Annotated in this window: 11 protein-coding genes; 4 read left to right on the forward strand and 7 right to left on the reverse strand. The window is 66.1% G+C overall.

Translation table 11 applies throughout. The annotated features are described in order from the left end of the window. Positions 1-68 precede the first annotated feature (68 nt). From ACFWIX_RS01520 to ACFWIX_RS01535, 4 genes are all read right to left on the reverse strand, one after another. On the reverse strand, positions 69-1,895 hold the full coding sequence (locus ACFWIX_RS01520) for an ABC transporter ATP-binding protein (protein WP_377214344.1): 1,827 nt from the start codon (positions 1,893-1,895) through the stop codon (positions 69-71). Then, positions 1,892-3,700: an ABC transporter ATP-binding protein gene (locus tag ACFWIX_RS01525; RefSeq protein ID WP_377214345.1), complete on the reverse strand. Its 1,809-nt coding sequence runs from the start codon at positions 3,698-3,700 to the stop codon at positions 1,892-1,894. The genes ACFWIX_RS01520 and ACFWIX_RS01525 overlap by 4 nt, the downstream gene beginning before the upstream one ends. Before the next feature lie 71 nt (positions 3,701-3,771). Beyond that, positions 3,772-4,722 (reverse strand): metallophosphoesterase, encoded by a 951-nt coding sequence (locus ACFWIX_RS01530; protein WP_377214346.1) that lies wholly within the window; start codon positions 4,720-4,722, stop codon positions 3,772-3,774. A 3-nt stretch (positions 4,723-4,725) separates the two neighbouring features. Then, positions 4,726-7,002, reverse strand: coding sequence for a transglycosylase domain-containing protein (locus ACFWIX_RS01535; RefSeq protein WP_377214347.1), 2,277 nt, complete (start codon positions 7,000-7,002; stop codon positions 4,726-4,728). Between the two features lie 37 nt (positions 7,003-7,039). Here ACFWIX_RS01535 and ACFWIX_RS01540 point away from each other — a divergent pair, with 37 nt between their 5' ends. Genes ACFWIX_RS01540 through ACFWIX_RS01550 form a run of 3 tightly spaced genes read left to right on the forward strand, consistent with a single transcriptional unit; the run spans position 7,040 to position 8,649 of the window. Continuing rightward, entirely contained in the window at positions 7,040-7,195 is a 156-nt protein-coding gene (locus tag ACFWIX_RS01540) for a DUF4177 domain-containing protein (protein WP_009359196.1), read from the forward strand. Between the two features lies 1 nt (position 7,196). Further along, the gene (locus tag ACFWIX_RS01545) at positions 7,197-7,730 is read left to right on the forward strand and encodes a RidA family protein (RefSeq protein ID WP_377214348.1); all 534 of its coding nucleotides are present in this window, start codon (positions 7,197-7,199) and stop codon (positions 7,728-7,730) included. A gap of 7 nt (positions 7,731-7,737) precedes the next feature. Beyond that, the gene (locus tag ACFWIX_RS01550; RefSeq protein ID WP_377214349.1) at positions 7,738-8,649 is read left to right on the forward strand and encodes an NUDIX hydrolase; all 912 of its coding nucleotides are present in this window, start codon (positions 7,738-7,740) and stop codon (positions 8,647-8,649) included. An 87-nt stretch (positions 8,650-8,736) separates the two neighbouring features. On the opposite strand, the gene ACFWIX_RS01555 is transcribed toward ACFWIX_RS01550, so the two are convergent. Continuing rightward, positions 8,737-9,414: a Crp/Fnr family transcriptional regulator gene (locus ACFWIX_RS01555; protein WP_009359192.1), complete on the reverse strand. Its 678-nt coding sequence runs from the start codon at positions 9,412-9,414 to the stop codon at positions 8,737-8,739. A 185-nt stretch (positions 9,415-9,599) separates the two neighbouring features. Between ACFWIX_RS01555 and ACFWIX_RS01560 the strand changes: the two genes are divergently transcribed. Beyond that, entirely contained in the window at positions 9,600-10,784 is a 1,185-nt protein-coding gene (locus ACFWIX_RS01560) for a MarP family serine protease (RefSeq protein ID WP_377214350.1), read from the forward strand. A 7-nt stretch (positions 10,785-10,791) separates the two neighbouring features. Here ACFWIX_RS01560 and aroQ read toward each other — a convergent pair whose 3' ends face one another. After that, positions 10,792-11,247: a type II 3-dehydroquinate dehydratase gene (gene aroQ, locus ACFWIX_RS01565; RefSeq protein ID WP_377214351.1), complete on the reverse strand. Its 456-nt coding sequence runs from the start codon at positions 11,245-11,247 to the stop codon at positions 10,792-10,794. 63 nt (positions 11,248-11,310) lie between these two features. Further along, the gene (galE, locus tag ACFWIX_RS01570; protein WP_377214352.1) at positions 11,311-12,324 is read right to left on the reverse strand and encodes a UDP-glucose 4-epimerase GalE; all 1,014 of its coding nucleotides are present in this window, start codon (positions 12,322-12,324) and stop codon (positions 11,311-11,313) included. Positions 12,325-12,410 lie beyond the last annotated feature (86 nt).

The raw sequence follows: 12,410 nt of genomic DNA on the forward strand, positions 1-12,410 counted from the left end.
AACTTTACAAGGATAGCCGATGCACGGTCCCGATGCGAAATCTGCGGTCCGGCATCCGGCGTTGCACCTCAGACCAAGGAGTCCTTCCACGCACCGTGGAGGTCGGCGAAGCGTCCGCCGCCCCCAATCAGCGCAGCAGGGGTGCCGTCCTCCACGATGCGGCCGTCGTGGACCACCAGCACCCGGTCCGCCGTCTCCACGGTGGAGAGGCGGTGGGCGATGATCAGGGCAGTCCGATGTGCGGCCTCCGTCCCCGCGAGCAGGCGCGCCAGGCCGGCCTGGACCAGGCGTTCGGATGGGATGTCCAGGGAGGAGGTGGCCTCGTCCAGGATGAGCACCGCCGGCTGCGCCAGGAAGGCCCGGGCAAAACTGATGAGCTGCCGCTGGCCGGAGGAAACCCGCCCGCCGCGCTTGTTCACGTCCGTGTCATAGCCGTCGGGGAGTTCCATGATGAAACCGTGGGCACCCACGGCCTTGGCTGCCTCCTCGATCTCGGCGCGGGAGGCCCCAGGCCGGCCCAGTGCGATGTTGTCCGCCACGGAACCGCTGAACAGGAACGCCTCCTGGGTGACCATGACGATGTTCCGCCGGAGATCGGCAGTGGCAAGGTCCCTGAGGTCCACGCCGTCCAGGGTCACGGCACCGGCGCTGACATCGTAAAACCGTGCGATCAGCTTGGCCAGCGTGGATTTGCCCGCTCCCGTCTGGCCCACCAGCGCCACCGTCTGTCCGGCCGGAATGTGCAGGTTGAGCCGGGGCACCACCAGGGGGCCGTCGCCGTAGCGGAACTCCACGTCCTTGAAGTCCAGTGCGCCGCGGGCCGCCGGCAGGGCGACGGGATCGCGCGGCGGGCGGACCGTGGGCACTTCCTCGAGCAGGCCGGAGACCTTCTCCAGAGCCGCCTGGGCGCTCTGGAAGGAGTTATAGAACATGGCCATCTGGTCCACGGGCTGGAAAAACCGCTTCGTGGAAAGGAGGAGGGCCAGGAGCACGCCCACGGCCAAGCTGCCGTCCAGCACCCGGAAACCGCCCGCCAGCAGCACCACGGCCACGCAGACGTTCCCGATCAGCACCAGGCCAGGCTGGAAGACGCCGTTGAGGTTGATGGAACGGACCGTGACCTGCCGGTAGTCCTCGGCGAGTTGCCCGTAACGGCGTGCATTCTGCTGTTCCTTCCGGAAAGCCTTCACGGCCCGGATCCCCGTCATGGTCTCCACGAAGTGCACGATGAGCCGCGCCGAGACCACCCGGGACTCACGGAAGGCGATCTGCGAATGCTTCTGGTACCAGCGGGAAAGGAAATACATGGGCACCCCCGCCGCGAGCAGCAGCAGCCCGCTGCGCCAGTCCAAAATAAGCACCGTGGCCGCCGTGAACACCATGAACAGCAGCCCGGACGCCAGCGAACTGACGCCTGAATCCAGGAGTTCCCGCAGCGTCTCAAGATCGGACGTCTGCCGGGCGATGATCCGGCCGGAGGTGTACTTCTCATGGAACTCCAGGCTCAGCCGCTGCGTGTGGCGGAACACCCGGACACGCAGGTCCAGGAGCATTGCCTGGCTGAGCCGTGCCGTGGAGGTGACGTACAGGGCAGTGAGTCCCGCCGTCGTGATGGCTGCCAAGAGGTAGGCTCCGCCGGTGAGCACCAGGGGAAAGTTGTCGCCGGCCCGGAGCGCCGGGAGGGCGTGGTCGATGCCGAAGGCGATCAGCGCCGGGCCCGCCGCCCGTGCCGCCTGCGAGAGCACCACTGTCGCGATGGTCAGCCAGAACCGGACCCGCACCGGGCGGATCAGCGACCCCAGCAAGGCGAGCGACCGCCGTCGTACGGCCTTGCTGTCGCCCCTGCTCAGGTGCGCGTTGTCCTCATTGGCGGTGCCGAAGGTGGCCGTGCTCACCGCGTGGCCTCCTCGGCCTGGTCCTCGAGGTCGGATAATTCGGTGTCCAGGTCCTTGGGCCCCACGTCGAGGCTGGCGATCACATGCCGGTAGTGCTGGTTGCGTGCGAGCAGGTCCGCGTGGGTTCCGACGGCGGTTATGGTGCCGTCTTCGAGCAGCGCCACCCGGTCCGCCAGCGCCACGGTTGACGGCCGGTGCGCGACGATCAGGGTGGTGGTGTCCTTCAGGACGGTGCGAAGCCGGGCCTCCACCAGTTCTTCGGTGTGGACGTCAAGGGCCGAAAGCGGGTCGTCAAGTGCCAATACCCGGGGCCGGGCGGCGATGGCCCGGGCCAGCGCAATCCGCTGCCGCTGCCCGCCGGAAAGGCTCAGGCCCTCCTCGCCGATGAGCGTGTCAACGCCGTCCGGCAGCGAATACGCAAAGTGGGCCTGAGCCACGTCCAGGGCCTCATCCAGCACCTCGGCGGTAGCCTCCGGGGCGCCGAGCAGGACGTTGTCCCGCACCGAGCTGGAGAACAGCGTGGTGTCCTCGAACGCCACGCCCACGATCCTGCGAAGTTCGGCGACGTCGAAGTCGCGCAGGTCAACGCCGTCGATGCGGACGGCGCCGCCGGTGGCGTCGTAGAGCCGCGGCACCAGCTGGATGAGCGCGCTCTTTCCGCTTCCGGTCACGCCCACCAGTGCCATGGTCTCGCCCGGCCGGATTTCCAGGGTGATGTCCTTGAGGATCGGTTTGTCCGGCGCATCGTCGAAGGCAAAGGAGGCCCTGCTGAAGGTGAGCGCACCGCTGAGCTTTTCGGGCCGGCGCGGCTCCGCAGGGCTGACGATGGTGTTCTCCGCGTCCATCACCTCGAAATGCCGGTCGACGGCGGACTTGGCGGTGAGTGCCATGGCCAGCAGCATGCCGCTGAATTCCACGGGTGCCGCGATGACGGCGGCGGTGGCGAAGAAGGCAACCAGGGCGCCAATGCTCAGGTCCCCGGCGGTGCACAGCATGATGCCCACCACCAGGCCGGCGCCGAGGGCCAGCTCCGGCAGCAGCGTAACCACCATGGTGAACGCGGCCTGGTGGCGGGCTTTGGCGATCTCCGTCTGCCGCAGCTCCTCCGCCTGCCCGTTGAAGTTTTCCAGCGCCTCGCGGCTGCGGCCGAACGCCTTCAGTACCCGGATGCCGTGAACGGACTCCTCTACCGTGGTGGCAAGGTCGCCGGCCTGGTCCTGGCTGCGGCGGGTGACCTTGCTGAACCGCCTGCGGAAGCGGAAGCCGTAAGCCATGATGGGCAGGGCCGCGGCGAGGAAGATCAGGGCCAGCTGCCAGCTCATGGCGAACATGGCCGCGATGCCGATCAGGACCGTCAGGGTGGTGACTACCAGCATGATGGCCCCGAACGCCATCCAACGCCGAAGGAAATTCAGATCCGTCATGGCGCGGGAGAGGAGCTGCCCCGAGCCCCACCGGTCGTGGAAGGCGACGGGCAGGTCCTGGAGGTGCCCGTACAAGGAAATGCGCATCCGGCTTTCCACTGTGGTGGCCGGGTTGATGACGAATTGCCGGCGCAACGCCACCAGGACAGCCTCGGCCGTGCCCAGCAGCAGGATGATGCCCGCCGAAGCCCACACCGTCTGTGGGTTTCCACCGGGCTGCAACGAGCTGTTGACAAGCACCCGCAGCACCTGCGGAATAGCCAGGGCCACCACGCTGGCCAGCAGCGCGGAGAGCAGCCCCAGCAGCAGCCGGGGGATGATGGGGCGGACATGGGGGTAGAGGCGGCTGATGGATCTGAAGAACGTCGTTTGGCTGGCCATGCCCGCTTCTTAGCTAATTTTCCTAGGGTAGTTTCCTGTAGCAACTACCTTATGCGATGAAGTGAGATCCTTCACACACTTTCGCGTGGGGTGAGCGTGAGCAGCACGGCCTCGGGCCGGCAGGCGATCCGGACCGGGGCGAAGCGCGAGGTGCCGATTCCGCCCGAGACGTTGACCGGCGTCGTCCGTCCGTTGCTTTCCCAGGCATTGAGGCCCTTGGCGCGCCAGGTGGGGAGGTCGCAGTTGGAGACCAGGGCGCCGTAGCCGGGGATGCAAATCTGCCCGCCATGGGTGTGGCCAGCGAGGAGCAGGTCCGCCCCGGCTTCGGTGAAGTGGTCCAGGACCCGCTGGTACGGGGCGTGGATTACCGCAACGCGGAGGTGGTCTTGCGCATCCTGGTTGACGGTGCCCCGGGGCCAGCCGGCATACCGTTCGCGGTTCAGGTGTGGATCGTCCACCCCGGAAAAGTCGAAGCGCATGCCGTTGAGAATGAGGGACTGGTGGCGGTTGGTGAGGTCTACCCAGCCGCCCATGCCAAAGCCGGAACGCAGCCGCGGCCAGTCCAGTTCCTGCGGCTTGGGTTTCACCTTGGACGGGCCACGCAGGTACGCGGCGGGGTTCTTCAGGGTAGGCGCGAAGTAGTCATTGGACCCCGGCACGAACACGCCGGGGAACTCCAGCAACGGACGGAGTGCCGCGAGCAGGGGATCAACTGCCTTGACGTGACTGAGGTTGTCTCCAGTGTTGACCACCAGGTCCGGCCGCAGCTCCGCCAGGGACTCGAGCCAGGCGGCTTTCTTATGCTGGCCTGGAACGAAGTGGATATCGCTCAGGTGCAGGACGCGAAACGGTTTCCGGCCGTGCGGGAGTATCGCGAGGGACTCCTCCCGCACGATGAACTGGTTCTTTTCCCAGAGGCCGTAGCCGAAGGCCGCGGCACCCGCGGCGGCCCCGGCGCCGGCAGCGACCGCCAGTGCGCGGGCTGCGGTCCGCGCGCTGTCCGCCAGGCTGCCCGTATCCATGGGTTAGTCGTTGCCCTTGGTCTTGGTCGGCGCGGGGGCCGGTGCCGGTTCCGCGGGCGGTTCCTTGGCGTCGTCATCCTTCGGGGCGGGGGGCTCCGGCCGCTGCACATACGGCTCATCGAGCAGGTTGCTCGGCGGCGCCGGGAACGGGTCCGTGCCGTAGGCCGGTGCAATCCGTGCCATGAAGTTCGAGAACATTGGACCGGCAATCATGTAACCGTCGATGCCCTCGTAGAACTGGCCGTTGACTGTGATGTTCTGTCCGGCGCGGCCCTGGTTGCCCAGCGGGTCACCGAACCAGGAGGCGGTGGCCAGGCCGGTTGTGTGGCCCACGACCCAGGTGGAACCGTTGTTGTTGGACGTACCGGTCTTGGCGCCGATGGGGAAGTGGGTGCCGGTGGAAATCCGCGGCTGGATCAGCGAGCCGGAGCCCCTGTTGAGGACCTCCTGCAACGCATAGTTGACGCCACGGGCGACGTCGGGCTTGATGGCGTCCCGGCAGCTGCTGGACTGCGCCGGAAGGGCCTTGCCGGTGCCGTCCTTCACCGCCGTGATGGCGATGGGCTCGCAGTACTTGCCGTCATTGGCGAACGTCGCAAACGCGCTGGCCATGGTCAGCGGGGCAGTCTGCGTGGAACCCAACAGGTTGGCCAGCGTAAACATATTGATCTTGGGGTTGGGGTCGTCCTTCGAGGGCAGGCCGCCGTGCAGGCCCACGGCGTCAACGATCTTCTGGATCCCACAGAAGTCCAACTGGGCGGCGGACGCGAACGTCACCGTGTTGATGGAGTTGTACAGACCCTCCAGCACTGACAGCGGCCGGTACCACTGCGGTTCGGCGTTCTGCAGGTCTTCCGCGGCGCCGAGGGCGGTCTCGTTGTCGTTGTAGGCGCCGGCCACCTGGCCGCAGGAGTTCCGCCACGGGAAGTCCAGAGGATAACGGCGCTTGGAACCGTCCACGACAGTCTTCATGGACTTGCCCTCGTTCAGCCATTCAGCGAAGGTAAACGGCTTCATGGTGGAGCCCGGCTGCGCACCGCCCATGCCGTTGAGGTCCGCGCCGTTCTTGTCCAGCTTGTCCACGTTGAAGTTCACCTGCGAGTCGAACCCGCCCTTGACCGGAAGGAACGTGGTGTTCTGTGCCATCGAGATGATCTTGCCGGAGTTGGGCTGCACCGAAACCATGGCCGCGCCCCACTTGTCGGGGTTCTTGCCGGCAGAGGCGTTGACCTGCTCCTGCGCCACCGCCTGGGCCTTGGGGTCCAGGGTGGTGGTGATGGTGAGGCCGCCGCCGTAGATCAGGCGCTTGCGGTCCTGGGGGTCTGCTCCGTATGCCGGGTTGTTTTCCAGCAGGTGCAGCACGTAATCACAGAAGTAGGGCGCCTTAGAGGCGTAGGCGCAGCCCTGGCGTGCGGGGGTGACCTTCGGCGCGACGGGTGTGGCCACCGCGGCGTCGTACTCAGCCTGGGTGATCTTCTTCTGATCAAGCATCAGGCCCAGCACCAGGTCGCGGCGGGCCTTCGAGTTCTCCGGGTTGGAGATCGGGTCGAACGCAGAGGGACTGTTGACCAGGCCGGCCAGCAGTGCGGCCTGCGGAAGCGTCAGGTCCTTCGCGGACGTGCTGAAGAAGAAGCGGGAGGCGGCCTCGATGCCGTACGCGTCCCGGTTGAAGAAGACGATGTTCAGGTAGCCCTCAAGGATCTCGTCCTTGCTGAATTCCTTCTCCAGGGCGATGGCCAGCTTCATCTCGCGAAGCTTGTCGCCCACGCCCTTGTTTACGCCGTTGAGCTTGATCTGGTCCTCGTTGCCTTCGGCCGCAAGGTTCGCGTTCAGGACGTTGTTGACGTACTGCTGCGTAATGGTGGAGGCGCCCTGCTTGTTGCCGCGCGCGGTGCTGACCAGCGCGCGGAGAATGCCGGTGGTGTCCACGCCGCCGTGTTCGTAGAAGCGGCTGTCCTCGACGGCGATGACGGCGTCCTTCATGAAGGGCGAAATGTTGTCCAGGGAAACCTTCGTGCGGTTCTCCATGAAGACGCTGGCGATCTCGCTGCCGTCCGCGGCCAGGATCCTGGTTGTCTGGCTGGGCGGGTCAACCTTCAGCTCGGCCGGGAGCTGCTCGAAGAACTCGATGGACCCACTTGCAGCGCTGCCGGAGACGGCCGCGGCAGGCACCAGGAGTCCCGCGACCAGGACACCACAAATCCCACTCACGCCAAGGAAAAGAAGGATCTTACCCAGTGTGGTGGCAGTGTCGAATAGAGGGTTCTTGCGAGTCGCCATGTTTTCCACTTTACCGGCAAGGACTAGTCTTTCTCTCATGACCAAATGGGAGTACGCGACGATTCCGCTCATTATTCACGCCACCAAACAGATTCTGGACCAGTGGGGAGAGGACGGCTGGGAGCTTGTCCAGGTTGTCCCCGGACCCGACGGAAACGGCCTGGTTGCCTACCTCAAGAGGGAGAAGCAGTAGCATGTCAACCCCCGCAGAATCCACGGCCGGCACGGCAACGGCGCCCGTCTCCGCCGTCGAACAGCGCCTCGCCGAACTCGGGCTGAAGCTCCCTGAGGTTGCCGCCCCCGTTGCCGCCTACGTTCCGGCCGTCATTTCCGGCAACCACGTTTACACCTCCGGCCAGCTGCCTTTTATTAATGGCAAACTCCCAGCTACGGGCAAGGTTTCCACCGGCACGGAGGGCCACGCAGACGAGCCCACGGTATCGCCGGAAGACGCGCAGCAGCTCGCTGCCGTCTGTGCCGTCAACGCCCTCGCTGCCGTCAAGAGCGTCATCGGCGACCTGGATCGGATCACCCGCATCGTCAAGGTGGTGGGCTTCGTGTCCTCCGACCCGTCGTTCACCGGCCAGCCGGGCGTCATCAACGGCGCCTCCGAACTCCTGGGACGCGTCCTGGGCGACGCGGGGCAGCACGCCCGTTCCGCCGTCGGCGTTGCCGTCCTTCCGCTGGATGCTCCGGTAGAGGTCGAACTGATCGCCGAATTCAGCTAGGACAGTTTTGCCGCATTTAGCCAGACGCCTGTTCGCTCTGCCACCGGATCTTGAAGGGGCCGCGCAAAGCTGGCTCGAACACGGCGAACGCACCCCCCGCGCTGCGCGGTTCGCGTCGTCCGTGGTTCTCCTGCGGGATTCCCCCACCGGCCTGGAAACCTGGCTGGCCTACCGGCCAGGGTCCTCGCCGCTGGGGGTCCTCGCATTCCCGGGCGGTTCCATCGATGCGGCCGACGACGACCCCGTCGGCTGGCTGGGCCCCTCACCCAATCAATGGGCTGAGCAAATGGGAACGGACGACGTCGGGCTGGCGCGGCGTCACGTGGTGGGCGCCATTCGGGAACTGTTCGAGGAGACCGGAGTCCTGCTCGCCGGGCCGGACATGTCCAGCGTGGTGGAGGCGACCTCAACCCCGGAATGGATGCGCGCGCGCCAGGCCGTGGCGGAGCAGGAGAAAACGCTCGGGCAGATACTCGAGAAGCGCGGCCTGTCGCTCCGGACGGACCTCCTGAAATCCCTGGTTAACTGGCGGAGCCCGGACTTTGCGCACCGCCGCTTCGATACCCGCTACTTTGCCACCACCGTCCCCGTGAACCAGCAGCCGGTGATGCTGGAGGGCAAAGGCGTGTGGGGCCGCTGGGTCAATGCGGCCCAGGTGATTGCGGAGCGCCACACCACGGCACTCGGTGATGAAGCGGGTCAAGAGAACACTGTGGGCCGCACCCTCAGTGAGCTGCTGGTGCCGGGCTCGGAGATCATGCTGGAGAAGATGGCGGCCGCCAATGGGTGCATCGCGTACCTTAGCTACAAGCGCAAGGCGCATGTCTACCAGCCGGTCCTCGTCGAAGAGGACGGCAAGCTGATGCTGGAAGTCGAAGCGGCCAAGACCACCCCCGACGATCCCCAGCGCGACCGCTGAACCCCCTCCCGACGCTCTCTCACTTATCGCCGATTAAACGGAAACGCTCGCTCACTCTCAAGAGAAAGTGAGCGAGCGTTCGACGTCTTAGCGGGAGCGCTGGCGGAGGCGCTGCATGTCGAGGATGACCACGGCGCGGGCCTCGAGGCGGAGCCAGCCGCGCTGAACAAACTCGGCAAGGGCCTTGTTGACCGTCTCACGGGAAGCGCCCACCAGCTGGGCCAGTTCTTCCTGGGTGAGCTCGTGCGCCACCAGGACGCCGTCGGTGGCCGGGCGGCCGAAGCGGTCGGCCAGGTCCAGCAGTGCCTTGGCCACGCGGCCGGGGACGTCGGAGAAGACCAGGTCGGACAGGGAGTCGTTGGTGCGGCGCAGGCGGCGGGCCAGAGCCTGCAGGAGCTGGGCCGACACTTCCGGGCGCGTGCGCAGGAGGTTGTTCAGGCTTTCGTTCTTGAGGCCGGCGAGGCGGGTCTCGGAAACAGCAGTGGCCGTGGCGGTGCGGGGGCTGGGGTCGAACAGGGCCATCTCGCCGAACAGCTCGCCCGGGCCGAGGATGGCCAGCAGGGACTCGCGGCCGTCCGGGGACGTGCGGCCGAGCTTCACCTTGCCGGAGACGATGAAGTAGAGCTGGTCGCCCTGGTCGCCTTCACGGAACACCGATGCTCCGCGGGAAAGGTCCACCTCGGTGAGCTCGTCCGTCAGCAGACGGAATGCGTCGTCGTCGAGCGTGGCGAAAAGGGGTGCTCGGCGCAGTACCTCGATGTCCATAAAATCTCCTGAGTAAAAGTATCGGCTGTGGCGCTTGTGCCATTGTTTCAGAATTTTCAAGGTTCTGTGACGAACTTGGCAGGCGAAACGCACCGTGGCAGGAGCCGGGCATCACATTCGCGTCCCCGGCGATTGTCAGCCGGCACCACTAGAATAGGGTTTCACCTGTTGATTAAGGAGCCTGCGTGCCCGGCCTGACTGTCCTCGACCTGGTCCTGGTCCTGGTCCTGTTGTCCTATCTTGTTTACGGGCTCCGCAACGGCTTCCTGGTCACCGCCGGCGGGATCGCCGGCTTCGCGGCCGGCGCCGTGGCCGCCGTCGTCGCCGTTCCGCTGGTCAGCGGCTTTGTCCCCGACCCGCAATGGAGGCTGACCGCCACCATTGCCGCCGCCGTCGTGCTCGTGGTCATGGGGCATGGGCTGGGCACCATGGCGGGCCGCGCCATCCGGGGCGCCGTGCGGATCAGCCCCCTGCGCGCCGTGGACCGGCTGGTGGGCGGCGCCGTTAATGTGGTGGTCTCGGCCTTGGTGATGTCCATGCTGGCGTTCAGCGTCAGCTCGCTGGGTGTGCCGTTTATTTCACAGCAGCTGGCCGACTCGAAGGTGATCCGTTTCATCGACGGGCTGACACCCACGCCCGTGAAAGCCACCCTGGCGCAGCTGCGGTCCACCGTGATCGGCAACGGGATTCCCACGCTCATCCAGGGCCTGGAGAACGGCAAGACCGTTCCGGTGCCCAACGCCAGCACGGACACGCCCGCGCTCAACCGTGCTGCGGCCTCCGTGCTGAAGATCGCCGGTACTGCCTATGAATGCGGACAGAACCAGACCGGCACCGGTTTCGTGGTTTCCGCGGACCGGGTGGTCACCAACGCGCACGTCGTGGCGGGAGTGTCGCAGCCGGTGGTGGAGATGCCCGACGGCGGCGCTTACCCCGGGCGGGTCGTCTACTTCGATACCCGGCACGACCTCGCGGTGCTCGCCGTTGACGGCCTGCCCGCCCAGCCGCTTCCGCTTAGCGCCGACCTGCCGGACGGCAGCCCGGCCGCGTTCGCCGGGTATCCGCACGGCGGTCCGTTCCAGTCGAAGCCCGCTACCGTGCAGGACATTGCGACCGTGCTGGTTCCGGACATCTACGGGTCGGACCCTGCGCCGGAGGAGATCTACCGGCTGGCGGGGGACGTGCAGCCGGGCAACTCCGGCGGGCCGCTGCTCACTACCGAGGGCCAGGTGGCCGGTGTGATTTTCGCGAAGGCAACCGCGGACACTGCCATGGGCTTTGCCATCACCATGGACGACCTGAACCCGGTGGCATCCCAGGCGCCAGCGATGTCATCGCCCGTTTCCTCCGGGCAGTGCATCCAGAAGTAAGGCCTCGCTAGAGAACCTCGGCCAGGTAGTCGATGGCCAGCCGGTAACCGGTGACGCCGGCGCCCACGATCACCGCTGAGCACACGGGTGACAGGTATGAGTGGTGCCGGAATTCCTCGCGCTGGTGCACGTTGGTGATGTGCACCTCGACGGCCGGAAGCTGCACGGCGGCGAGGGCGTCGCGAAGCGCCACGGATGTGTGCGTGAAGGCGCCGGCGTTGATGACGATGCCCGCCACTGCGCCTCTCGCTGCGTGAATGGTGTCAAGCAGCACGCCCTCGTGGTTGGACTGCACGAACTCCACTTCGAAACCGTGGCCCTTGCCAGCGTCCGCGGCCAGCTGCTCGACGTCCGCCAGGGTGGATGTCCCGTACTTCTCCGGCTCGCGGGTGCCCAGCAGGTTGAGGTTGGGTCCATTGATCACCAGGATGGTGCCGCGGCCGGCGGCGGTAGCTTCAGTCATGCGAGCCAATCTATCGCCCGCCGGGGACGGGACGTGCATTCTTACGTCCAATGAGGGCCATTCCTAGCCCTTGTAGCCGTTGGGGTTGTTTTTCTGCCAGCGCCAGTGGTCCTGGCACATTTGGTCCACGGTTTTGGTGGTTGCCCAGCCGAGGTCGGCCAGGGCTGAGGATGCGTCTGCCCAGAAGGCGGGGAGGTCGCCGGCGCGGCGGTCGGTGATTTCGTAGGGGATGGGCCGGCCGACTGCTTTTTCGAAGGAGCTGAGGACTTCCAGGACGGAGGAGCCTTTGCCGGAGCCGAGGTTCCAGCGGAAGACGCCGGTGCGTTCTGCGATGTGGTTCAGGGCTGCGACGTGCCCGTCGGCGAGGTCCACGACGTGGATGTAGTCCCGCTGGCAGGTCCCGTCCGGGGTGTCGTAGTCGCCGCCGAAGACCATGAGTTTTTCGCGGCGGCCGACGGCGACCTGGGCGATGAACGGGACGAGGTTGTTGGGGATGCCCTGGGGGTCTTCGCCGATCCGTCCGGAGGGGTGGGCGCCGACGGGGTTGAAGTAGCGCAGCAGGGCGATGTGCCAGCGGCTGTCCGCTGCCCCGAGGTCGGAGAGGATGTCCTCGATCTGTTCTTTGGTGCGGCCGTAGGGGTTGTTGGCGCCGATTTCCATTTTTTCGACGTAGGGGATGGGGTTGTGTTCGCCGTAGACGGTAGCGGAGGAGCTGAAGACGATGGAGCGGACCTCGTGCCGGTCCATGACGCGGATCAGGTTCAGGGTGCTGACCAGGTTGTTGTGGTAGTACTTCAGTGGTTCCTGGACTGATTCCCCGACGGCTTTGAGTCCGGCGAAGTGGATGACGGCGTCGATCCCGGCACCGGCGAAGACCTTATCCACTGCTGCTTCGTCGACCAGGTCGACGTGGTGGAACTCCGCAGCCTTGCCGCTGAGTTCGGCCACGCGGCGCAGGGACTCCTCGCTCGAGTTGGCCAGGTTGTCGATGACCACCACCTCGTGGCCGGCTTCCTGCAGGGAAAGAACAGTGTGGGAACCGATATAACCGGTGCCCCCGGTAACCAGAATCTTCATGGACTTCCTTTGGTTGAACGGAGACTCCCCGCCGGTCCCATGATTAGTGGTACGGACCGGCGGGGCAGCCGCGGAGGATGCGGAGG

Source organism: Pseudarthrobacter sp. NPDC058362, assembly GCF_042723515.1.
In the GTDB taxonomy this organism is placed as follows: domain Bacteria; phylum Actinomycetota; class Actinomycetes; order Actinomycetales; family Micrococcaceae; genus Arthrobacter.

Bases quoted from the DNA above. Each gene is read 5' to 3' on its own strand.
- ACFWIX_RS01530 (WP_377214346.1), bottom strand. From the start codon at position 4,722: ATGGATACGGGCAGCCTGGCGGACAGCGCGCGGACCGCAGCCCGCGCA.
- ACFWIX_RS01545 (WP_377214348.1), top strand. From the start codon at position 7,197: ATGTCAACCCCCGCAGAATCCACGGCCGGCACGGCAACGGCGCCCGTC.
- galE (WP_377214352.1), bottom strand. From the start codon at position 12,324: ATGAAGATTCTGGTTACCGGGGGCACCGGTTATATCGGTTCCCACACT.
- ACFWIX_RS01540 (WP_009359196.1), top strand. From the start codon at position 7,040: ATGACCAAATGGGAGTACGCGACGATTCCGCTCATTATTCACGCCACC.
- aroQ (WP_377214351.1), bottom strand. From the start codon at position 11,247: ATGACTGAAGCTACCGCCGCCGGCCGCGGCACCATCCTGGTGATCAAT.
- ACFWIX_RS01535 (WP_377214347.1), bottom strand. From the start codon at position 7,002: ATGGCGACTCGCAAGAACCCTCTATTCGACACTGCCACCACACTGGGT.
- ACFWIX_RS01555 (WP_009359192.1), bottom strand. From the start codon at position 9,414: ATGGACATCGAGGTACTGCGCCGAGCACCCCTTTTCGCCACGCTCGAC.
- ACFWIX_RS01525 (WP_377214345.1), bottom strand. From the start codon at position 3,700: ATGGCCAGCCAAACGACGTTCTTCAGATCCATCAGCCGCCTCTACCCC.